This is a genomic window from Bradyrhizobium sp. 40 (genome assembly GCF_023100925.1).
In the GTDB taxonomy this organism is placed as follows: domain Bacteria; phylum Pseudomonadota; class Alphaproteobacteria; order Rhizobiales; family Xanthobacteraceae; genus Bradyrhizobium.
Map to the genome: position 1 here is coordinate 4,215,653 of NZ_CP064688.1, position 22,239 is coordinate 4,237,891.

At 64.4% G+C, this 22,239-nt stretch carries 18 protein-coding genes and 1 pseudogene; 10 read left to right on the forward strand and 9 right to left on the reverse strand.

Annotation, left to right across the window (positions count from 1 at the left end):
- Positions 1–416: 416 nt before the first annotated feature.
- The gene (locus IVB40_RS20575; RefSeq protein WP_247408411.1) at positions 417–1,925 is read left to right on the forward strand and encodes a replicative DNA helicase; all 1,509 of its coding nucleotides are present in this window, start codon (positions 417–419) and stop codon (positions 1,923–1,925) included.
- Positions 1,926–1,976: 51 nt separating this feature from the next.
- The gene (alr, locus tag IVB40_RS20580) at positions 1,977–3,257 is read left to right on the forward strand and encodes an alanine racemase (protein WP_247816129.1); all 1,281 of its coding nucleotides are present in this window, start codon (positions 1,977–1,979) and stop codon (positions 3,255–3,257) included.
- Between the two features lie 12 nt (positions 3,258–3,269).
- Here the strand turns inward: alr and IVB40_RS20585 are convergent, their stop codons facing one another.
- Positions 3,270–3,488, reverse strand: a complete 219-nt coding sequence (locus tag IVB40_RS20585; protein WP_027517508.1) for a hypothetical protein — start codon at positions 3,486–3,488, stop codon at positions 3,270–3,272.
- 40 nt (positions 3,489–3,528) lie between these two features.
- Between IVB40_RS20585 and IVB40_RS20590 the strand changes: the two genes are divergently transcribed.
- On the forward strand, positions 3,529–4,299 hold the full coding sequence (locus tag IVB40_RS20590) for an exodeoxyribonuclease III (RefSeq protein WP_247816130.1): 771 nt from the start codon (positions 3,529–3,531) through the stop codon (positions 4,297–4,299).
- Between the two features lies 1 nt (position 4,300).
- Here IVB40_RS20590 and IVB40_RS20595 read toward each other — a convergent pair whose 3' ends face one another.
- The 4 genes from IVB40_RS20595 to IVB40_RS20610 form a co-directional block, all read right to left on the reverse strand.
- A complete protein-coding gene (locus IVB40_RS20595; RefSeq protein WP_247816131.1) occupies positions 4,301–5,116 on the reverse strand; it encodes a hypothetical protein in 816 nt (271 codons plus the stop codon).
- Positions 5,117–5,213: 97 nt separating this feature from the next.
- Positions 5,214–5,582, reverse strand: a complete 369-nt coding sequence (locus IVB40_RS20600) for a GFA family protein (protein WP_027569653.1) — start codon at positions 5,580–5,582, stop codon at positions 5,214–5,216.
- A 307-nt stretch (positions 5,583–5,889) separates the two neighbouring features.
- Complete coding sequence (locus tag IVB40_RS20605; RefSeq protein ID WP_247816132.1) at positions 5,890–6,585, reverse strand: alpha/beta hydrolase; 696 nt, start codon at positions 6,583–6,585, stop codon at positions 5,890–5,892.
- Between the two features lie 434 nt (positions 6,586–7,019).
- Positions 7,020–7,886 carry a L,D-transpeptidase gene (locus IVB40_RS20610; protein ID WP_247816133.1) on the reverse strand — a complete coding sequence of 289 codons (867 nt, stop codon included), beginning with the start codon at positions 7,884–7,886 and terminating at the stop codon, positions 7,020–7,022.
- A 189-nt stretch (positions 7,887–8,075) separates the two neighbouring features.
- Here IVB40_RS20610 and IVB40_RS20615 point away from each other — a divergent pair, with 189 nt between their 5' ends.
- On the forward strand, positions 8,076–8,801 hold the full coding sequence (locus IVB40_RS20615) for a sulfite exporter TauE/SafE family protein (RefSeq protein WP_007609293.1): 726 nt from the start codon (positions 8,076–8,078) through the stop codon (positions 8,799–8,801).
- Between the two features lie 11 nt (positions 8,802–8,812).
- Here the strand turns inward: IVB40_RS20615 and IVB40_RS35730 are convergent.
- Both IVB40_RS35730 and IVB40_RS20625 read right to left on the reverse strand, forming a co-directional pair.
- Positions 8,813–10,883 (reverse strand): annotated as a pseudogene (locus IVB40_RS35730) (EAL domain-containing protein).
- Positions 10,883–12,040: an ABC transporter substrate-binding protein gene (locus tag IVB40_RS20625; RefSeq protein ID WP_247816134.1), complete on the reverse strand. Its 1,158-nt coding sequence runs from the start codon at positions 12,038–12,040 to the stop codon at positions 10,883–10,885. The pseudogene IVB40_RS35730 and the gene IVB40_RS20625 overlap by 1 nt, the downstream one beginning before the upstream one ends.
- Positions 12,041–12,257: 217 nt before the next feature.
- Between IVB40_RS20625 and radA the strand changes: the two genes are divergently transcribed.
- The 6 genes from radA to IVB40_RS20655 all read left to right on the forward strand — a co-directional run bounded on the left by radA (position 12,258) and on the right by IVB40_RS20655 (position 19,553).
- On the forward strand, positions 12,258–13,703 hold the full coding sequence (gene radA, locus IVB40_RS20630) for a DNA repair protein RadA (protein ID WP_027569647.1): 1,446 nt from the start codon (positions 12,258–12,260) through the stop codon (positions 13,701–13,703).
- 166 nt (positions 13,704–13,869) lie between these two features.
- Positions 13,870–14,499 (forward strand): CvpA family protein, encoded by a 630-nt coding sequence (locus IVB40_RS20635; RefSeq protein WP_007592055.1) that lies wholly within the window; start codon positions 13,870–13,872, stop codon positions 14,497–14,499.
- 27 nt (positions 14,500–14,526) lie between these two features.
- Entirely contained in the window at positions 14,527–16,032 is a 1,506-nt protein-coding gene (purF, locus tag IVB40_RS20640; RefSeq protein WP_007609288.1) for an amidophosphoribosyltransferase, read from the forward strand.
- A 157-nt stretch (positions 16,033–16,189) separates the two neighbouring features.
- Entirely contained in the window at positions 16,190–16,930 is a 741-nt protein-coding gene (locus IVB40_RS20645) for an SDR family NAD(P)-dependent oxidoreductase (protein ID WP_247816135.1), read from the forward strand.
- Between the two features lie 78 nt (positions 16,931–17,008).
- Positions 17,009–18,157 carry a hypothetical protein gene (locus tag IVB40_RS20650; RefSeq protein ID WP_247816136.1) on the forward strand — a complete coding sequence of 383 codons (1,149 nt, stop codon included), beginning with the start codon at positions 17,009–17,011 and terminating at the stop codon, positions 18,155–18,157.
- Positions 18,158–18,326: 169 nt separating this feature from the next.
- On the forward strand, positions 18,327–19,553 hold the full coding sequence (locus IVB40_RS20655) for an ABC transporter substrate-binding protein (RefSeq protein ID WP_027569643.1): 1,227 nt from the start codon (positions 18,327–18,329) through the stop codon (positions 19,551–19,553).
- Positions 19,554–19,595: 42 nt separating this feature from the next.
- On the opposite strand, the gene IVB40_RS20660 is transcribed toward IVB40_RS20655, so the two are convergent.
- Together IVB40_RS20660 and der are read right to left on the reverse strand one after the other, a co-directional pair.
- Positions 19,596–20,852, reverse strand: coding sequence for a TCR/Tet family MFS transporter (locus IVB40_RS20660; RefSeq protein WP_247286444.1), 1,257 nt, complete (start codon positions 20,850–20,852; stop codon positions 19,596–19,598).
- Positions 20,849–22,231 carry a ribosome biogenesis GTPase Der gene (der, locus tag IVB40_RS20665; protein WP_027569641.1) on the reverse strand — a complete coding sequence of 461 codons (1,383 nt, stop codon included), beginning with the start codon at positions 22,229–22,231 and terminating at the stop codon, positions 20,849–20,851. Before der ends, IVB40_RS20660 begins: the two co-directional genes overlap by 4 nt.
- Between the last annotated feature and the right edge of the window lie 8 nt (positions 22,232–22,239).

Consider the following 22,239-nt stretch of genomic DNA (forward strand, 5'->3'; position numbering starts at 1 on the left):
CGTCGCCATGAGCAAAGAGACCCAAACCTCATTCGACGTGCAGGACGACCTCCGCACCGATTATGCCCTGATCGCTACCGGCGTCGGGGCGGCTCTGGTTGCACTGGTTTACCTCCTGCTGGTCTGAACCGAGCCGAAAGCGCCCAGCGTGCGTCATTTCGCGCGCGTCTCGATACGTCTGCCCGCCAACCCATTAGGTTCACTTCAACGAGCGTTTTCCGTGGCGCGGTAGCGACGGCTTTCAGGTCCCGGCATGGTTCCAGGAAAATCCGTCAAGCGCGGCGCGGGCTGCGGCGGCCAATCATCCACCATTTTAATGATCGGTTGATAGCGGCGAGCTTTTGCTTCCGCTTTGGTCTGAGGCGGCGCTTTATCCCGGCCCCGCATCCGCCCCAGAAAATTGCTATCGCTCGACCATGGCCCTGACTGATTCGAACGTTCTCAAACTCGCGCCCGAAGCCGGAACCCCCGCCTATCGTAGCGCGCCGCATAATATCGAGGCGGAACAGAGCCTGCTGGGCGCGATCCTGGTCAACAACGACGCGTTTTACCGCGTCTCCGACTTCCTGGAGCCGAAGCACTATTTCGAGCCGTTGCACCAGACCATCTTCGAGACCGCCTCGAGCCTGATCCGGATGGGCAAGATCGCGACGCCCGTCACGCTCAAGACCTTCCTGCCCGCCGACACCGACATCGGCGGCATGACCATCGGGCAATATCTGGCGCGCCTCGCCGCCGAAGCGACCACGATCATCAATGCGCAGGATTATGGGCGCACCATCTACGATCTGGCATTGCGACGCGACCTGATCGGCATCGGCGAGGACATGGTCAATGTCGCCTATGACGCCCCGGTCGACTTCGCGCCGCGGGCGCAGATCGAGGACGCCGAGCGCCGTCTCTACGAACTCGCCGAATCCGGCCGCTACGACGGCGGCTTCCAGAAATTCTCGCAGGCGCTGACGCTTGCGGTCGATCTGGCCGCGAAAGCGTTCCAGCGCGACGGAAAGCTGTCGGGCATCTCGACCGGCCTGCGCGACCTCGACACCAAGATGGGTGGGTTGCAGCACTCCGACCTCATCATCGTCGCCGGCCGCCCCGGCATGGGCAAGACGTCGCTTGCAACCAACATCGCCTACAACGTCGCCCGGGCCTATGTCGGCGAACTCCAGGCCGACGGCACCATGAAGGCCGCCCATGGCGGCGTCATCGGCTTCTTCTCCTGCGAAATGTCGGCCGACCAGCTCGCCACGCGTATCGTGGCCGAGCGCACCGGCATCCCCTCCTCCTCGATCCGCCGCGGCGGCATCTCGGAGGCCGATTTCGAGAAGATCCGCGAGGTCTCGATCGAGCTGCAGTCGTTGCCCTTCTATGTCGACGAGACCGGCGGTCTCTCCATTGCGCAGCTGATGGCGCGCGCCCGCCGGCTGAAGCGGCAGAAGGGCCTCGACCTCATCGTCATCGACTACATCCAGCTCTTGTCGGGTTCGGGCAAGCGCAGCGAAAACCGCGTGCAGGAAATCACCGAGATCACGACAAGCCTGAAAGCGCTCGCCAAGGAACTCAGCGTGCCCGTGATTGCGCTCTCGCAGCTCTCGCGCCAGGTCGAGTCGCGTGACGACAAGCGGCCGCAGCTCTCGGATTTGCGCGAATCGGGCTCGATCGAGCAGGACGCCGACGTCGTGCTGTTCGTCTACCGCGAGGAATATTACCTCGGAAACAAGGAGCCGCGCCCGGGCACACCCGAGCACGAAAAATGGCGCTTGGACATGGATCTTGCGCATGGCAAGGCCGAAGTCATCATCGGCAAGCAGCGCCACGGACCGACCGGCACCGTCGATCTGGCCTTCGAAGCATCGATCACACGGTTCGGCGACCTCGCGCCGGACAGCCAGGTGCCGGACCGCAGCGGCAACGACTATTGAGTTCCCTGGGTTGAACCCGACCGGCCTCTTGCGTAAAACGGCGCCATGACAATGGCGTCCGACTCGAAAATCATCCCGCAATCCGGCCTTCTCTCCGCGGAGGCCAATCAGGCTGCCGCGCTCGCGACCTTCGGTGGCGTGCTGACCGTCGATCTCGACGCCATCATCGCCAATTGGCGCAAGCTCGAGAAGACGGCGGTGCCTGCCGAATGCTCGGCGGTGATCAAGGCGGACGCCTATGGCTGCGGCGCCGAGCAGGTCGCGCGTGCCCTGAACAAGGCCGGCTGCAAGACCTTCTTCGTCGCCACCATCGAGGAAGCGCGCAAGGTGCGCGCGGCGGTGCCGGAGCCTGCGATTTACGTGCTCGGCGGCTATTTCCAGAACACCGGCGAGCACTACGCCCAGATCAACTGCCGCCCCGTGATCGGCGATCTCAACGAGCTCGCCGAATGGGACGTGTTCTGCCGCCGGACCGGCTGGACCGGTGGCGCCGCCATCCACATCGACACGGGCATGAATCGGCTCGGCCTGACGCTTGCGGAAGCACAGGCCATCATCCCCCGCATCAACGCCGGCGATCACGGCATCACGCTGGTGATGAGCCATCTGGTTTCGGCCGAGCAGCTCAACAGCCCGGTGAACGCCAAGCAACTCGCGGCCTTCCGCGGCATCGCCAGCGAATTCTCCGGCGTGCCGGCGGCGCTCGCCAATTCGTCCGGCGTCTTCCTCGGCGCGCCCTTCCAGTTCGACATGGTGCGGCCGGGCGCCGCGCTCTACGGCGTCAACCCGACGCCGGAGGCCGACAATCCGATGCAGCCGGTGGTCGATCTCAAGGCCCGCATCGTGCAGATCCGCAATATCGAGCGCGGCGAGAGCGTCGGCTATGGCGGCACCTGGACCGCACGGCGGCCGACGAAACTCGCGATCATCGCGGTCGGCTATGCCGACGGCTATTTCCGCGCCGCAAGCTCCAACGACGGCACCCGCGGCGCCGAGGTCATCGTCGCCGGCAAGCGCTGTCCGGTCGCCGGCCGCGTCTCGATGGATCTGATCGCGATCGACATCACCGATCTGCCGCCGAACGCGGCGCGGCGCGGCCACATGGTGACGCTGCTCGGCGAGGGCATTACCGTCGACGAGCTCGCGCATCATTTCGGAACGATCGGCTACGAGGTGCTGACCAGCCTCGGCCGCCGCTACGCCCGCATCTACAAGGGCGGGAACGTGGTGGAGCCGCTGGCCAAGCCGGCTCCAGCGCAAGCGGTCGAGCAGCAGACGGCCGCTCCGCCGCCGGTCGAGCAGCCCGCTAGCCCGCCGCCGCTGCCGGGCTGAGCAGCGCGCCGCTTACTTCTTTTTCCTGCTGTCCAGCGCCGTCTTGCAGGTTGCGCTGAGCTTGTCGCGCTTGGCGTTGAGGCAGGCGACGATGCCGCCGCCCGGCGCAATGCCGGCGCAGAATTTGTCATAGTCCGCCTTGCACGCGCCGCGCGGATCGGATGATTGTGCCGAGACGCCCCCGGAGAACGCAACGGCGACGGCGATAACGGCAAAGCTCAACTTGGACATTGTTTCTCCGGTAACGGAAGGCAGGAGCCGATAGCTCTACATGAAGATCGCGACCTTCAACATCAACAACATCAATCGCCGCCTGCCCAATCTGTTGGCATGGATGCGAACGGCGAAGCCCGAAGTCGTCGCACTTCAGGAGTTGAAGGCAAGTGATGGCGAATTTCCGGCGGCCGCGATCGAAAAGGCCGGTTACGGCGCAGTGTGGTGTGGACAGAAGACCTGGAACGGCGTCGCCATCCTGGCCCGCAATGCCGAGCCCGTTCTCACCCGCGATCGCTTGCCGGGAAAGCCCGGCGATCACGAAGCCCGCTACATCGAGGCCGCGGTACGCGGTGTCATCGTCACCAGCATCTACCTGCCGAACGGCAATCCGCAGCCGGGACCGAAATTCGACTACAAGCTCGACTGGTTCGCGCGGCTCAAGCGCCATGCCAGAACGTTGATCAAGCAGGATCTGCCCGTGGTGCTCGCCGGCGACTACAACGTTGCGCCTGATGAGATCGACATCTATCCGACGCGCTCGTGGGACAAGGATGCCTTGATCCAGCCGAAGAGCCGTGCGGCTTTTGCGTCGCTGGTGGCGCAAGGCTGGTGCGACGCGATCCGCGAACTACACCCGGAAAAGCGCATCTACACCTTCTGGGATTACAAGCGAAACCGCTGGCCGCGCGAAGCGGGCCTGCGGCTCGATCATCTCCTGCTCAGCCCTGCCCTCGTCTCACGCCTGGCAAAAGCCGGCGTGGACAAGAAGGTTCGCGGCGAGGAAGGCGCGAGCGATCACGCACCGGCTTGGGTCGTGCTGCGCTAGGTCAGCGCCCATAATATTCCTGCACCGTGTCCCACGCTGCTTTTTGCAGCAGCTCCACCGTCGGTGCGTCCAGTCCCATCGTGTAGGAATTGCCGACCGGCGAGCGGCCCGTCAGCGCGGCGAACGTCACGCAGGTCGCCAGATACGTGCCTGCGGGGCTCGGGTGCCGCTTGTCCGGCGCATACAGATTGAGCTCGGGCTGCAGCTTGCGCACGCGCGCGAAGGCAAGACCTGCGGGGATCACCAGCGCATCATTGGCGTTGCCTGCGATCGTGTAGGCCTCCGCCAACGCTTCCGTCATCTCAGGCTTGTCGGCGTAGGCCCAGGACATGAACAGGACCGGCCGCATGCCGTGGGCGCGGACGATCTCGCTGTCCTTCTTCGCGAAGGTCGCGAACGCGTCCTTCAATTGCGGATGGATCGGGCACTGGCTGCAATCCATCATCACGACGGCGTCGTACTGCCTGCCCGGCTTGTTGAAGACGACGTTGTTCTGCTCGTCGAACGAATAGGCGCCGAGGCCGCCCGGCCGCAGCAGATTGTCCATATCGTGCCAATCGAGGCCGGAGCCGCCGATCGTTGCCATGGTGTTGCGATAGGCCGCCTTGTTTTCGGGATACGCAGCCCGCTCCATGAAGGAGAGATGCCCGGGCATGCCGTTGTTGTAGTAGAAGAAGCTGTTGCCGACGAACAGCGCGGCCTTGGGGAAATCCGGTCCTGATGTCCTGACCTTGGGTTTGGTCTGCGCCTGCGCATTGAAGCCGGCTACAACGGCCAGACACATCGCGAGCATCACTCGCGCGAAAAGACGCATCATTGGCTTCCTCCCCTTTTCTGTCGGGCGGAAACAGATCAGCTTTTCAAGAGTGCCTCAAGAGCACGGACGAGCAGCAGACATGCGTGAGAGCGCATGCTCACCACAGATTCTTGCCGTCGATCATGGTCACCGGCACGGCCTCGAGATCGAACTCGTCAAACAGGCGCGCGTTGACGCCGACCTTGGGATTGTCGAAATCGGGCTTGCCGGTCGACCAGTCGGGCGACTCCGAATAGGTACCGCAGCCGCAGCTTGCGCAGAAATGGTGTTTGACCGTGCGGCTGCCCCAGAGATAGGTCGCGACGTTCTCCGCGGGCGACAGCAGCCGAAACTGCGCCGGCGTGTAATAGGCCCACAACGCGCCGCGCTTGGCGCAGAGCGAGCAGGTGCAGCGGGTCACGCTCGAGGGCGCCTCCGTCACCTCGAACACCGTCTCACCGCAATGACAGCTTCCCTCGATCGGCATGACCCGCTCTCCATTTTGTCAGGAGATGGTCGTAGCCGGACCCTGCTGCCAACATGCTGTCAGCAGCGCGCAGCCGGCCTTGACCGGTGTGCTGCGAACCCCGACTTGCCGCGCCAACTCGACAAAAACATGAAAAACAACCCCATGCACAGTAGCCGACCGCTGGGGAATCAATGGGTTACGCATGCTCCGAACCGGGCAAAACACCCGCGGGATGTCTCCGGAAGCAGTCATCGCCCACTGGACAGTGAACAGGAGAGATCGCCCACGAGCGACCTCTCCTTCGCATTCAGCGCAGTGACGGCGATCAGCCTTTTTGAACGGCGGCCGCGGCCTTGCGTATGACGTCGATGACCACACCAGGCTGGGACAGCATTGGCACGTGGCTGCTCGCGACCTCGGTCACTGTCGCTCCCATACGCTTCGAGACCCAACGTTGCAGATCGGGATGCACAGTGTGGTCTTTCGTGGCCAGGACGTACCAGCTTGGCTTCGATCTCCACGCGACCTTATCCGCGCTGAGCTTTTGCTGCTGGAACAGATCGTAGACGGGCGCATAGTGGGTGGCCCAAACCAGCTTCTGGTCTGCCTCGGAGAGGTCACCTGCGAAGAACTTGGTGCCGCTCGGAAGCATCCAGGCACGCCCATCCGCCACCTCGACGCGAGAGAAAATGTCCGACGGATATTTGTCGAGCTGATCCTGTACGGTTTCGCCGGCATCCGGAGCCACCGCTGCAATGTACACCAGCCCAACCACGCGCTCATCGGTGCCTGCGCCTGTAATCGTTGCCCCGCCGTAAGAATGACCGACGAGGAGGACGGGGCTGCCCACACGATTGAGCGTGCGCTTAACCGTCGCCAGATCCTCCTCGTAAGAGTCCAAACCATATTGAACGGCAATCACCTCATGCCCATCGGCCTGCAATGCAGGGATGACCTTACTGAAGCACGAGCCATCGGCCCAAATGCCGTGGCAGAAAACGATCGTTGGTTTGCCGTTCATGGGAACTTGCCTTCCTGATCACAATTGAAGAGCGACAGGATAGCGAGGCAATAAGGCGCGTCTTCCGAAATGGCACGGGTAGGTGTGGTCTTTCAAAATGGCGATGGACCGATTTTCAAAACGTCTCCTTCGCGTCAACAGTGCCGGTTTGACTAGCGCCGCGTCGCGTCCGGTCTGACCGACAGATAGCGTTAGCGCGCCGTGCTTCGGGAAGTCGAAGGCATGAAATTGCGATGGCGAATTGCAATCTTTGGTGCCGCTCTAACCGGCGCAGCTTTGAGCTACGCTTATACTCATACCGCAATCAGGGTGACTGAGCCGTGCCGGAGAAGTCCTCCGGGAGAGGTGGTCTGTCCTCCGCCCTACAGTCCGTAATGCTTATGCCTACCGGATGACCTCGTAGGCGACTTGCATTGCCCCCTTGTCCGGACGCGTTACTGGGCCTCGGCGATCTTCGGTCCGGATGACGGCATCTGCGCGTGAGTTGCCGAGAACCGGTTCGAAGGCGATGCCGGGTCCGGCAATCGGAAAGCGGCGTCGGCCGGCGCTACCTGGGGTGGTCGACGGGCAAGGGTTGTCGGAAGCACGATCACTTTCGCGCCGACTTTCACGCGATCATAGAGGTCAACGACGTCCTCATTGGTCAGCCGGATACAGCCCGACGAGACCCGCTTCCCGATCGTATCGGGCTTGTTGGTGCCGTGAATTCGATATTCCGTTTCGCCCAGATACATCGCCCGAGCGCCAAGCGGGTTGCCGGGACCGCCGGCCATGAACCGCGGCAGATAGGGCTGACGCGAGACCATCTCCGCAGGCGGATGCCAATCCGGCCATTCCGCCTTGCGAGCCACAGTCTGCTCACCGGACCATGTGAAACCTTCGCGGCCAACACCGATGCCGTAGCGCAGTGCCTGCGCGTCGTTCAGAACGAAATAGAGGAATGTGTTCTTGGTATCGATGATCACGGTGCCCGGGGTCTGGCGGCTGGCATAGTCGACCACCTGCCGAACCAATGCTCCGGGAACGTCGACCGCTTTGGGCGGCTCGACCAGAGGCGCAGGAGCCGGAAGCGGAGCCGGAGCCGCTGCTGACGGTGATGCACGAACCGGCGTTGAGACGTAAACCGGAGTGGACGACGCTTGGGCTTCGTGCGCGGGCGGCTTTCGTGCCGGTTGCACGTTCGCCGGCCGGGACAGCAAACCGTAGCCCAACGCGCCAACGGCCACAGCGCCAATTGCAACTCTCGCGGCCATCGGGATCGCGAAGGTCTCCGCCTTTCCGCGTTTGGCCCGCTTACCCATACTCTTCCCCCAGATCACTATGCCCAAGAGAGGTACCCAGTAAGATTTAAGAAACTTCGAAGCGAATTCGCTCAGACTGGAACCGTCGGTGATGGTTAACGCCGGGCTCTCGGCAAGACAGGGTTCCCTCGCCTCGCAGATCGCCTGCGCCCCTGGCCGCGGCTAAACTCCCGATTCGTGGAGACCGTTTTGGCTTTTCTCTTCGTCCTCATCGTCGGCCTCATCGCAGGCACCATTTCCGGCATCGTCGGCACGGGCTCGTCGATCATGCTGATGCCGGTGCTTGTCTATGCCTATGGGCCAAAGGAGGCGGTGCCGATCATGGCGGTGGCCGCCGTCATGGCCAACTTCTCACGAATCCTGGCCTGGTGGCGCGAGGTCGATTGGCGGGCCTGCGCGGCCTATTCGGTGACAGGCATTCCGGCCGCCGTGCTCGGCGCGCGGACGCTGCTGGCCCTGCCCTCTCACGCCGTCGATCTCGCCATCGGGGTCTTCCTGATCGCGATGGTGCCGGTGCGACACTGGCTGGCGCGGCACGATCTCAAGGCCAATCTCTGGCATCTGGCGATCGGCGGGGCCGTCATCGGTTATCTCACCGGCATCGTCGTCTCCACCGGCCCGCTCAGTGTCCCGCTGTTCCTGTTCTACGGCTTGTCCCGGGGCGCCTTCCTCGCGACCGAAGCGGCTTCTTCGCTCGGGCTCTATGCCGCGAAATCCGTGACCTTCGAACGGTTCGGCGCGCTGACCGGCGACGTGTTCGTCAAAGGCCTGATCGCTGGATCGTCGTTGATGGCGGGCGCCTTCATCGCCAAACGCTTCGTGCTGCGCCTGAAGCCGGAGATGTTCCGCGTCGTGATGGACGCGATCATGATCGCCGCCGGCCTCTCCATGCTGTGGAATGCGGCGCAGCCGTAGCCGCGCTGCGCTCAGACCGCAAATTCGGGTGCGATCGACGGGCTATCCTCGATGACGCGGCTCTGGTGGGCCGGCCGTCCCTCGAGCCATAGCAACACGGCCTCGAGTGGCTGCGGCCGATGATAGAGAAAGCCCTGGCCGAACCTCACGCCCATCTCGCGCATGGCTTGGGCCTGCTCGGCGCACTCGATGCCTTCGGCCACCAAAGTGAGGCCCAGCGTGCCGGCGAGCGACGCGATGACGCCAACAATCGCCTTGTCTTCCGCACTATCGGGGATCTCGCTGATGAAGGCCTTGTCGATCTTGACCTTGTCCAGCGGAAACCGCCTGAGATGGGCGAGCGAGCTGTAGCCCGTGCCGAAATCGTCGAGCGCGATGGTGGCACCCAGGCGCCGCAGGCGGTGCAGCGTCTCGGATGCGCTGGCCATGTTGTTGATCAGCGATCCCTCGGTGATCTCGAGCTCCAGCAACGATGCCGCCACGTCAAAGCGCGCGCAGGTCGCGCGCAGCTCGGCGGCGAACGAATGGTCGGCGAGCTCGGACGGCGGCAGATTGATCGCAATCCGGATATGCGGCCTGCCGGCCGCAGCCAGATGTTGCAGCGCGCGGCAGGCGTCGGTGAGCACATAGCGCGTCAGCCGCGCATTGTTGCCGCTGCGGCTCGATCAGCGGCAAGAATTCACCCGGACCGATCACGCCATGTTCCGGATGGCGCCAGCGGATCAGCGCTTCCAGGCCGACGATGTCGTGGCTTTCGAGATCGACTTGGCTTTGATACCAGACCTCGAATTGCCTCTCGTCGAAGCCTGTGGGAATGGCAAGCTCGAGCTCCCGGCGGCGGCGATAGTCGCGCTGAAGCGCTTCGTCGAGCACCGCGACCGTGCCGGGCGCCTTGCTCTTGGCATGGTAGAGCGCGATGTCGGCGAGCGCCGGCAGGTGCGAAAGCTCGGGATCTCCGGCACGGCGCACGGCAAGGCCGATGCTGGCACGCGGCACGACTTGCTTGTCGTGAAGTCGGATCGGCTCGGAAATCGCATCCAGCAAGTGGCGCGAAAACCTCTGCGCGGTCTCCTCGTTGCTGACCTCGGGTCGAATGACGACGAATTCATCGCCGCCGAGCCGAGCTACCCAATCTTGCGGTTCGACCGCACCACGAAGGCGCTCGGAAATGTGCACCAGGAACTTGTCGCCGGAGTCATGGCCAAAGGTGTCGTTGATGCCCTTGAAGTCGTCGAGATCGATGAAGCAGAGTGCGATCAGCGCGTCCGGTGAGCCGGCATCGTGACTCAGGGTCACGAGGTGCTCTGAGAGCGAACGGCGATTGGGCAGCCCCGTGAGCGGATCGTGCGCGGCCATGTGGCCGAGCCGGTCGAGCGCACCCGACGTCGTGTGCTGCATGGCGTTGAAGGCATGCGCGAGCTGACCGAACTCGTTCGAGGATTTGACCTCCGCCGGATAGGCGCGGCCGTCCTGCTTGCTGCGCTGGATCGCGGACATCATCGCCGCCAGCGGCCTGCCGATGAAGAGGTTGGCGGAGATCCGCATGGCGATCAGGGTCGCAAACGTTGCCAACAGGCCGACGACCAGCAGCAGCACCAGACGGCTGCCCGTGTCCGCGTAGAGCGCCGCATGCGAATATACGATCGCGATGCGGCCGGCCTGGACCGCCATGTTGCCGTTGCTGTAGTTGATCGGACGCGAGATCTCCGCGACCGCCTGTCCCACCGGGCGCGCCACCACGCGGGCAATCGCGATTCCGGTATCGTCGTAAACGGCCGCCGCGGCGATGCTCTCGTCGTGCATGATCTCGTTGAGCACGCTCGTGACCTGATCGTAGCGCATCTTCCAGAGCGGTTCGGCGATCAGCTCGGCACGGCTCTCCGCGAGGCGGGCGATGCGCGCGTCGAGCTGCCTGATCTGCGACCAGAAGCTCGAGGCCTCGACGCCGGCGGAGGCGAGCAATTGAACCAGCAGCAGAACGGGGACGGTGGCCCAGATCATCGCGCGGACGACCGAGCGCAAGCGCGGCGGCGGCGCCTGCTGCTTGCGATCCGGATCGATCATGTCGTCGCCGTTTCGCATCAGTCGGCAGCGCCTTCCACAGGGGTCAGCGACGAGATCAGCGCATCGACGGAGAAGTCGTACTGGCCGCAGCGCCCTGCCTTGGCCCTGAAACGCGCGAAATCGATGCGGTCGAAGGCGCGCGTGGTGATGAGGTCGTCGACCGCAGCGAGGTTGTCGCGCGTGATCGCGGACGTCTTGACCTCGACACGGGGTGATACGTCCGCAAAATCGCAGCCGTCGGCGTAATCGCGCAACAGAACGATCGACCAGCCGCCGAGCAGGAAATGCCCGCCGTCGGTCAGAAGCAAGCGGCCCGCCTTGATCTCGCGCAGCGCATCCTCCGACCAGTTGAGGCCGACCAATTGGATGTTCCGCCCGGGCGTGAGGCCGCCAGCGATCACCGCGCGAAGCGCTCCCAGCGCCATCGGATCGTTTCCGGCCCATATGCCTGCGGGCCGGATGTCTTTGCGCGCGGCCCAGCTCAGATAATTCGTGGTGACATGCTCGGCCTCCGACCACGTCCAGTTGGCGAACAGCATCCGATCCACCACGACGTCCGGCGCGGCGTCCACCGCGAGCTTGAGGCCCGCGTTGCGGGCGATCGAGGCCGGCGTGATCTCGTCGCCGCCCATGCCGAGAATGTGGATCTTGCCGTCCGGGCTCTGCCATTTCTCGGCACGCGCCGCGTCGATCAGGGCATTGGCCATCCGCGCGCCCGCGGTCTGAAGATCCGTCGTGATGTCGCCGAGCCAGGTCTTGAGCTTTTGACGCGGCGGTCCAAGACGCGCCGCATCGTCACCGATCAGCGTGTTCGAGAGCAGCAGCGTCCTGATCCCAGCGGCCTCGGCTGCCTCCATGATCGGGACGGCGGCCGATTCCTCGTTCGAGAGAATGAGAAAGTCGGGCTTGTCGCTGCGTGCGACCACGCCGAACCCGAGCTCCTGCATGGTGCGGTAATTGCGCTCGCTGGTCAGCACCTCGACATGCGCGCCGAGCTTGCGGCCGGCGGCCTGCATGGTCAGCGAAACCATGTCCCAATAGACCTCGCCGGTCTTGCCCGGGTTGACGAAGACGACGTTGAGACGCTTCGCATCGGCCGCAACAGCGCCGCCAGCCGGCATCAGAACGCCGCAGGTGATGCCGAAAGCCAGCAATATCCGCAAAAGTCCGGTCATTCGTTTCGCCATCCCGTATTGGTTCCGAAACTGGACCCGCGTCCGCTAACATTTGGCAAAGTCCGGCCTGTTGCGGCGGCATAGAGCTAACAAAGGGTGTATCAGGCGTGCCGAACTGCGATATGCGGTCCGCTCGGACTCACGCTCTCGACCCGTCATTCCGTGCTATCAGCAAACCTGAAACCCCCGACTCGCTGTCCCCGGACTCGCTGTCCCCATGGCCAAGAACACGCTTTCCTTCGTCTGCCAGAACTGCGGCGCGGCCTATAACCGCTGGCAGGGCAAGTGCGAGTCCTGCGGCGAGTGGAATACGCTCGCGGAGGAGGACACGACCGGCAGCGTGCCGGTGTCGATCCGCTCCAAACGCAAGGGGCGGACGTTCGCGCTGGAGAGCCTGTCCGGAAAAACCCAGGACGCCCCGCGTCTGTCCTCGGGCATGACGGAGCTCGATCGCGTCACCGGCGGCGGCTTCGTGCGCGGCTCGGTGCTTCTGGTCGGCGGCGATCCCGGCATCGGCAAGTCGACGCTGCTGACGCAGGCCACAAGCCTGCTCGCGCGCGCCGGTCACCGCGTCGTCTACATCTCCGGCGAAGAGGCGGTCGCACAGGTGCGGTTGCGCGCGGAGCGGCTCGGGCTGTCGGATGCGCCGGTGCAGCTCGCCGCCGAGACGTCGGTCGAAGACATCGTGTCGACGCTGTCCGAGGGCGCGGTGCCCCGGCTGATCGTGATCGATTCGATCCAGACGATGTGGACCGACACGGTGGAATCGGCGCCTGGCACGGTCACCCAGGTGCGCGCCTCGGCACAGGCCCTGATTCGTTTTGCCAAAAGGACCGGCGCGGCCATCATCCTGGTCGGCCATGTCACCAAGGACGGTCAGATCGCCGGCCCTCGCGTGGTCGAGCACATGGTCGATGCGGTGCTGTCGTTCGAGGGCGAAGGCTCGCAGCAATTCCGCATCCTGCGTGCCGTGAAGAATCGTTTCGGGCCGACCGACGAGATCGGCGTGTTCGAGATGACCGGGCTTGGCCTGCGCGAAGTCACCAATCCCTCCGAGCTGTTTTTGTCCGAGCGCGATCTCGGCACGCCCGGCACTGCAGTCTTCGCGGGCATCGAGGGCACAAGGCCCGTTCTGGTCGAATTGCAGGCGCTGGTGGCGCCGACCTCGCTCGGCACCCCGCGACGGGCCGTGGTCGGCTGGGATCCGAGCCGGCTGTCGATGGTGCTGGCGGTGCTGGAAGCCCATTGCGGGGTCAAGCTGTCCGGCCACGACGTCTATCTGAACGTCGCGGGCGGCCTGCGCATCCACGAGCCCGCGGCTGATCTGGCCGCCGCGGCGGCGCTGGTGTCCTCGCTGGTTAATGCGCAGTTACCCTCCGATGCGGTCTATTTCGGCGAGATCTCCCTGTCCGGCGTGGTGCGCCCGGTGGCGCAGACCCCGGCCCGGCTGAAAGAAGCGGCAAAACTCGGCTTTCAGCGTGCCGTGCTGCCCGAATCGGCCCGGGGCGAAGCCGCCGGCGATGCCGGCCTGTCGCTGAACGCGATCAACAGCCTGACGACATTGGTCGCCGAGATCGCCGCGCGCGGCTCCCGGCGGGGCGAGCCGAGCGCTCCGGCAGAGAAAAATGCCACACCGGCAAGATTCCGCCGTGGAGAGGGTTAGCCGGTGGTGACGTCCCCCGCCCTCGCCGCTATACAGCCGTCACAAAAGCAGCATGGGATTGCGTGGTTGCGGCCTTGCCGGGAACGTCGTCTGGCCCTCACTTAGGGGCGGCGGCCAAACACCGATTCGCTGAGCACCTTGAAGTACGAGCGGACCAGACCAGCCGATGCCAGTAACCATCCTCGACCTGATCCTGCTCGGTGTGATGCTGATTTCGGGCCTGCTCGCCATGGTTCGCGGCTTCATGCGCGAAATCCTGTCGATCGCGGCCTGGGGCACGGCGGCGATCGTCACCCTTTATTCGTTCTCGAAGCTGCTGCCGACCGCAAAGACCTATTTCAACAACGATACCGTCGCGAGCGTGGTCGTGGTCGCCGGCGTGTTCGTAGGCACCCTGGTCGTGGTCTCCGTGATCACGGTCCGGATCTCCGACATGATCCTGGATTCGCGCATCGGCGCGCTGGACCGCACCCTCGGCTTTCTGTTCGGGCTGGCGCGCGGGCTTTTGATCGTCGTGGTCGCCTTCCTGTTCTTCACCTGGCTGGTGCCGGACAAGCAGCGCCCGGATTGGGTCACAGGGGCCAAATCCCGCGTGGTGCTGCAGGGAACCGGCGATTGGCTGATGGCCCTCTTGCCTGACGACCCCGAGAACACCATCTTGAAGAGATTCAAGAAAAACAAACCAGATGAAGAGCAAACTGATTCCGAGCAGCAGCCTTCGGGCAGTGGCGACGGATACAGCAAACCGGCTCGTGACAGCCTTAAAAAGCTGATCGAGAAACCCGCGGCGCGTTGATAAGCCCTAACGAGAGGCTCGGACGAGATGCGAAATCCTGACCAGGACGCCCTACTTGATCTCGGCCCGGCCGCGCTGGAACTTCAAGACGATCTGGAGGGAGATACGCTGCGCGAGGAATGCGGCGTCTTCGGCATCTACGGCCACCCAGATGCCGCCGCCATCACGGCGCTCGGCCTCCACGCCCTTCAGCACCGCGGCCAGGAAGCCGCCGGCATCGTCTCCTATGACGGCGGCCGCTTTCATTCGGAACGCCGCCTCGGCCTCGTCGGCGACACCTTCTCCCGCCGCGAGGTGATCGACCGCCTGCCCGGCACAATGGCGGTCGGCCATGTCCGTTATTCCACCACCGGCGCGACCATCCTGCGCAACGTGCAGCCGCTGTTCGCCGAACTGAATGCCGGCGGCCTTGCGGTCGCCCACAACGGCAATCTCACCAACGGCCTGACGCTGCGCCGCGAGCTCGTGAAGAACGGCGCGATGATGCAGTCGACCACCGACACCGAGGTGATCCTGCATTTGGTCGCGCGCTCCAGGCGCAGCCGCTTCATCGAACGCTATATCGACGCGCTGCGCGAGATCGAGGGCGCCTATGCGCTGGTGTCGCTGACCAACAAGAAGCTGGTCGGCGCGCGCGATCCGCGCGGCATCCGTCCGCTGGTGCTCGGCGAACTCGATGGTTGCCCGATCCTGACCTCCGAGACCTGCGCCCTCGACATCATCGGCGCACGCTTCGTCCGCGACATCGAGCCCGGCGAGGTCATCGTGTTCGACGAGAACGGGCAGGACATCCACAAGCCGTTCCCGCCGATCGCGCCGCGTCCCTGCATCTTCGAATACATCTACTTCTCCCGTCCGGATTCCATCGTTCACGGCCGCTCGGTCTACGAGGTCCGCAAGGCCTTCGGTGCGCAGCTTGCGCGCGAGAGCCACGTGCCGGTCGATGTGGTGGTGCCGGTGCCGGACTCCGGCGTGCCCGCCGCGGTCGGCTACAGCCAGCATTCCGGCATCCCGTTCGAACTCGGCATCATCCGCAACCACTATGTCGGCCGCACCTTCATCCAGCCGACGCAGGCGATCCGCGAATCCGGGGTGCGCATGAAGCATTCGGCCAACCGCGCCGCGATCGAAGGCAAGCGCATCATCCTGATCGACGATTCACTGGTGCGCGGCACCACCTCGAAGAAGATCGTGCGCATGATGCGCGATGCCGGCGCCAAGGAAGTGCACTTCCGCCTCGCCTCGCCGCCGATCCTCTATCCCGATTATTACGGAATCGACCTGCCGGATCGCGGCGGTCTTCTTGCGGCGACACATTCGCTGGAGGAGATGCGCGAAATCATCGGCGCCGACTCGCTCGCCTTCCTGTCGATCGACGGCATGTACCGCGCCATGGGCGAGCCGGGCCGCGACCCCGCCAATCCGAAATTCTCGGATCATTGCTTCACCGGGGCCTATCCGACCCACCTCACCGACCAGACCCAGACCGAGCAGCAGCCGCGGCAATTGTCGTTGCTGGCGGAGGCGAGCTAAACTCGTCGTCCCGGCCTATTGCGCACGGGGGCCGGGACCCAATAACCACAGGTCTTTGTGGTTTGAAGAGGATGGCCTGACCATCTTCACCCAATCATCGCCGTCACGGCGTATGGGTCCTGGCTTTCGCCAGGACGACGCTGGATAGAACCTTTCAATGACAAATCCTCTCGCCGACCGCATCGCTCTCGTCACCGGCGCCTCGCGCGGCATCGGCTTCGCCACGGCCAAGGCGCTGGCCAAGGCCGGCGCGCATATCGTTGCGGTCGCGCGCACGCAGGGCGGGCTGGAAGAGCTCGACGACGAGATCCGCAAGGACGGCGGCAGCGCCACGCTGGTGCCGCTCAACCTCACCGATTCCGACGGCATCGCGCGCCTCGGTGCCGGCCTGCATGAGCGCTACGGTAAGCTCGACATCCTCGTCGGCAATGCCGGCGTGCTTGGGCCCTCCTCACCGATCGGCCATATCGAGCTGAAGGCCTTCACCGACGTGATGGCGGTCAACGTCTCCGCGAACTTCCAGCTGATCCGCTGCATGGAGCCGCTTCTGAAGCAGTCCGACGCCGGCCGCGCCGTGTTCGTCACTTCCGGCGCCGCCAACAAGGCGACCGCCTATGTCAGCCCCTACGCCGCCTCCAAGGCGGCGCTGGAAACGCTGGCGCGCGCCTGGGCGCAGGAGACCGCGAACACCAAGCTGCGCGTCAATCTGTTCAATCCGGGCCCCGTCCGCACTCGGATGCGCGCCACGCTGATGCCGGGCGAGGATCCGGCGACGCTCGATACGGCCGAGCAGGTCGCCGAATTGATCGTGCCGATGTGCGCGCCGGATTGGACCGAGACCGGCAAGTTCTACGACTACAAGACCCGGACCTTGATGAGCTTCCGCTCCCCGGCCTGATTGACTTGACGGCCTCCCCGCGATTGACTGCCCGCGCTCAAGCGGCAGCAAGCTGCAGGCCAATAAAGGGAGGTTGCCATGGCGCCATGGCGAAATCGCGCAGGCTCCACGCATGCGCTCGCAAATGTCTCTCGCGTCCTCTCCGTCCTGATCGCGGCCGTCGCGTTTGCGCTTCCGGGCGCGGCGACCGCCGGCGATGTCCCGACCTTCGTGGTCGATGCGTCCTGGCCAAAGCCGTTGCCGAACAACTGGATCCTCGGCCAGGTCGGCGGCATCACTGTTGACTGGCAAGGCCACATCTGGGTGATCCATCGTCCCCGCTCGCTCACCGACGACGAGAAAGGCGCGAGCCTGACCCCGCCGCGCTCGAAATGCTGCGTCTCGGCGCCGCCCGTGCTCGAATTCGACAGCGACGGCAACCTGCTACGATCGTGGGGCGGCGCGGGCGAAGGCTATGAATGGGTCGGCCGCGAGCACGGCATCGAGGTCGACGAACGCGGCTTCGTCTGGGTCGGCGGCAATGCCGACAACGACAACGCCATCCTGAAATTCACGCTCGACGGCAAGTTCGTCGCCCAGATCGGCAAGATCGCGCCGAGCCTCGGCAGCAACGACACGACGCAGCTCGGCAAGCCCGCCGAGACCGCGATCGACAAGGCCGCCAATGAAATCTACGTCGCCGATGGCTACGGCAATCGCCGCGTCATCGTGTTCGACGCAACCACCCTCGCCTACAAGCGGCACTGGGGCGCCTACGGCAACAAGCCCGATGACACCAAGCAGGCGGCGTACGATCCCAAGGCGCCGGTGTCCCAGCAGTTCGGCAATCCCGTCCATTGCGTAAAACTCGCCAATGACGGTCTCGTCTACGTCTGCGACCGCATCAACAACCGCATCCAGGTGTTCAAGAAGGACGGCACCTTCGTGAAGGAGTTCTTCTTCGAGAAGAACACGCTCGGCAACGGCGCGGTGTGGGACATCGCGATCTGGCCCGATCCGAAGCAGACCTGGCTGCTCAGCGCCGACGGCGAAAACAACGAGATCAGGGTGATCAGGCGCGAGGACGGCAGCGTGGTCGGCAGCTTCGGCCACAACGGCCGCAATGCCGGACAATTCCACTGGGTGCATGCCATGGCGATCGACGCCAAGGGTAACGTCTATACCGCCGAGGTCGACACCGGAAAGCGCGTCCAGAAATTCAAGCTGACATCGGACGCGCTGAAATAGCGTCTCGACGCATTTTGCCCAAAAGTTAACGGAGGGATGACGCTGCGACGCAGCGTCATCCGGCTTTAGGCGCATTGCCGCCGGCCGTGGGACACGGTAGAGCCATCAGCCGGAACAAGGCTCCGTTCAAGAGAGCCGTCCGCATGTTTGACAATGGAGGAAATCTTTTATGACGACGACGTTCGCGCGCCGCTCTGCGGCCCTTCTGGCCTGTGCCGCCTTCGGTTTTGCCACATCCGCCTTCGCCCAGGACAAGACCGTCAAGATCGGCGTGCTCAACGACATGTCCAGCCTCTACGCCGACATCGGCGGCCCGAACTCCGTGGTCGCGATCAAGATGGCGGTCGAGGATTCCGGCCTGCTCAAGAAGGGCTGGAAGATCGACGTCATCAGCGGCGACCATCAGAACAAGCCGGACGTCGGCGTCAACATTGCCCGGCAATGGATCGACAACGACAAGATCGACGCGATTGCAGACACGCCGAATTCCGGTGTCGCCCTGGCGGTCAGCAATCTGGTCAAGGAAAAGAATGCGGTGCTGCTCAATTCCGGCGCGGCCTCGGCCGACCTGACCGGCAAGGCCTGCACGCCGAACACGGTCTCGTATACCTACGACACCTACATGTTGGCCAACGGCACCGGCAAAGCGCTGACCAAGGCCGGCGGCGACAGTTGGTTCTTCCTGACTGCAGATTATGCCTTCGGCCATGCGCTCGAACGCGACACCACCGCGGTCGTGACCGCGAACGGCGGCAAGGTGCTCGGCAGCGTCAAGCATCCGATCAATACCGCGGACTTCTCGTCCTTCCTGCTGCAGGCGCAATCGTCCAAGGCCAAGGTCGTGGGCCTTGCCAATGCCGGCGGCGACACCACGAACTCGATCAAGCAGGCCGCCGAGTTCGGCATTGTGCAGGGCGGGCAGAAGCTCGCGGCGCTGCTGCTGTTCATCAACGACGTGCATTCGCTGGGTCTGAAGACCGCGCAGGGCCTGACCTTCACCGAATCTTTCTACTGGGACATGAACGACCAGACCCGCGCCTGGTCGAAGCGCTTCTCGGCGCTGGCCAACAAGAATGCGATGCCCTCGATGACGCAGGCCGGCAATTACGCGATGGTGCTGCATTATCTCAAGGCGATGGACGCGCTCGGCAGCAATCCGCATGACGGCGCCAAGGTCGTCGCCAAGATGAAGGAGCTTCCGACCGACGATCCGCTGTTCGGCAAGGGCCCGCTGCGCGAGGACGGGCGTCGTCTCATCCCGGCCTATCTGTTCGAGGTGAAGAAGCCCGAAGAATCCAAGGGACCGTGGGATTACTACAAGCAGATCGCCACGATCGCGGCGGAAGACGCGGCCAAGCCGCTCAAGGACAGCGAGTGCCCGCTGGTGAAGAAGTAAACGAGGCTTTGTAGGGTGGGTTAGCCGAAGGCGTAACCCACCCTACGATTCTGATGTTGCCGCGCCCAGCGCCCGCACAGCAATCGCCACGCACGCCACCATCAGCACCGCCGCGAGCAGGAACGGCGCGCCGGGCAGCTGCCACGGCGCGCTGGCGCCGATGAAGTATGAAAACGTCAGCGTGAACAGGAACGGGCCGACGAGCTGCGACACGCTCTGCACGCTCGCGGTCGCGCCCTGCAACTGGCCCTGCTGATCAGGCGCGACCAGCCGCGTCATCAGCGATTGCATGGCAGCGCCCGAAATGCCCCACAGCGACATCACGGGAATGCCGATCCAGAACAGCGGCCCGGTCGGCGCCGCGCCGAAGATCACGAAGCCGATCGCGCCACAGCACAGGCCCATCAACAACGCATTGCGCTCGCCGAGCACACGCACGATCGGGCCGATCGCGAGCCCCTGCACCACCATGGCGCAGACGCCGACCATCGCCAGCGTCAATCCCACGGTCTTCGAATCCCAGCCGTAGCGATAGGTCGCGTAGAGCACGAAGGTCGAGGGCAGCACGACATGCGCGACCTGCGCGATGAAGTTGACGACTGACAACGCAGCGAGCACCGCGTTGGAACGCAGCAGGCGGAGCGCGCCGAGCGGATTGGCGCTCCTCCAGCGGAACGGTGCGCGCTTGTCCGGCGCCAGCGATTCCGGCAGGACGAAGAGCCCATAGAGCGCATTGGCAAAGCTCAGGGCGGCCGAGGCCCAGAACGGCAGGCGCGGATCGATATCGCCGAGCAGGCCGCCCAACGCCGGGCCCAGCACGAATCCGGCGCCGAACGCAGCGCCAATCCTGCCGAACACCGCAGCGCGCCGCTCCGGCGGCGTGATGTCTGCAATATAGGCAAAGGCGGTCGAGATGCTGGCCGAGGTGATGCCCGAGATGACGCGGCCGACGAACAACCAGACCAGCGACGGCGCCAGCGCCATCAGCACATAATCGGCCGCGAGCCCGAAATTCGACAGCAGCACCACCGGCCGCCGCCCGAAGCGATCCGACAGCGCGCCAAGCACCGGCGAGAACACGAACTGCATCAGCGCCCAGGCGGTGCCGAACAGCCCGAAGATGCGGGCCGCATGCGCCGTGTCGTTATCGACGAAGCTCTCGATCAGTTTCGGCAGGATCGGCATGATCACGCCGAGCGCGAGCATGTCGAGCAGGATCGTGACGAAGATGAAGGCGACCGCACCGCGCCGGACTGGCGCTGCGCCCTGCGCCATCGCCTCGCCGGCGTCGTTGCTCACGACGGCCGCTTGCGCTTGTGGGCGAACGGATTGGCCTTCTCGCGCAAGGTGATGCGCACCGGAGTGCCCGGCAGCTCGAAGGCCTCACGCAGCGAATTGGTGAGGTAGCGCAGATAGGACTGCGGCACCGCATCCGCACGCGAGCAGAACAGCACGAAGCTCGGCGGGCGGGCCTTGGTCTGCGTGATGTAGTTCAGCTTGAGTCGTCGTCCGGACACGGCCGGCGGCGGATTGGCCTGGACCGCCTCCTCGAACCAGCGGTTCAGCGCCGCGGTCGACACACGCCTGTTCCAAAGCGCATAGGCATCCTGGATCGCCTGCATCAATCGATCGATGCCCTCGCCCATCAAGCCGGAGACGGCGACGATCGGCACGCCCTTGATCTGCGGCAGCAAGTGATCGGCATCGCGGCGCAGGTTCGAGATCGCGCCGCCGCCCTTGCTCTCCATCAGGTCCCATTTGTTGACGGCGAGCACGACGGCGCGACCCTCGCGCTCGATCAGGTCGGCGATGCGAAGATCCTGCTCCTCGAAACGGTTCTGCGCGTCCATCATCATCACGACGACTTCGGCAAAGCGCACCGCGCGCAGTGCGTCGGCGACCGAGAGCTTTTCGAGCTTCTCCTCGATCCGGGAGCGCCGGCGCAGACCTGCGGTGTCGAACACGCGAAACTCGCGGCCCTTCCAGTTGATCTCGACCGCGATGGAATCGCGCGTGGTGCCGGCCTCCGGGCTCGTCAGCAGACGCTCCTCGCCGAGCAGATGATTGATCATCGTCGACTTGCCGGCGTTGGGCCGGCCGACGATCGCGACCCGGATCGGGCGCGTGGCGGCCTCTTCCTCCGTCAGCGGTTCGTCGTCTTCGAACTCATCCTCCTCCACCGGCTCCGGCATCAGCGGTCGCAGAGCGTCGTAGAGCTCACCCATGCCCTCGCCGTGCTCGGCCGAGATCTGGATGGGATCGCCGAGGCCGAGCGCGAAAGCCTCCATCGCGCCGGCATCGCCATGCTTGCCTTCGCTCTTGTTGGCGACGAGCAGCACCGGCTTGTTGGCCTTGCGGGCGAAATCGGCGAAGGCGCGATCGTTGGGCGTGAGGCCCATGCGGGCATCGATCACGAAGAACAGCGCGTCGGCCTGTGCGATCGCGGCCTCCGTCTGCTCCTGCATGCGGGCGGTCAGCGAGCCCTTGGCGCCTTCATCGAGGCCGGCGGTGTCGATGATCGTGAAGTCGAGATCGCCGAGCCTGGCCTCGCCCTCGCGGCGATCGCGGGTGACGCCCGGCAGATCATCGACAAGCGCGAGCTTCTGCCCGACCAAGCGGTTGAACAGCGTCGACTTGCCGACATTCGGCCGGCCGATAATGGCAATCTTAAAGGACATGGGTCATT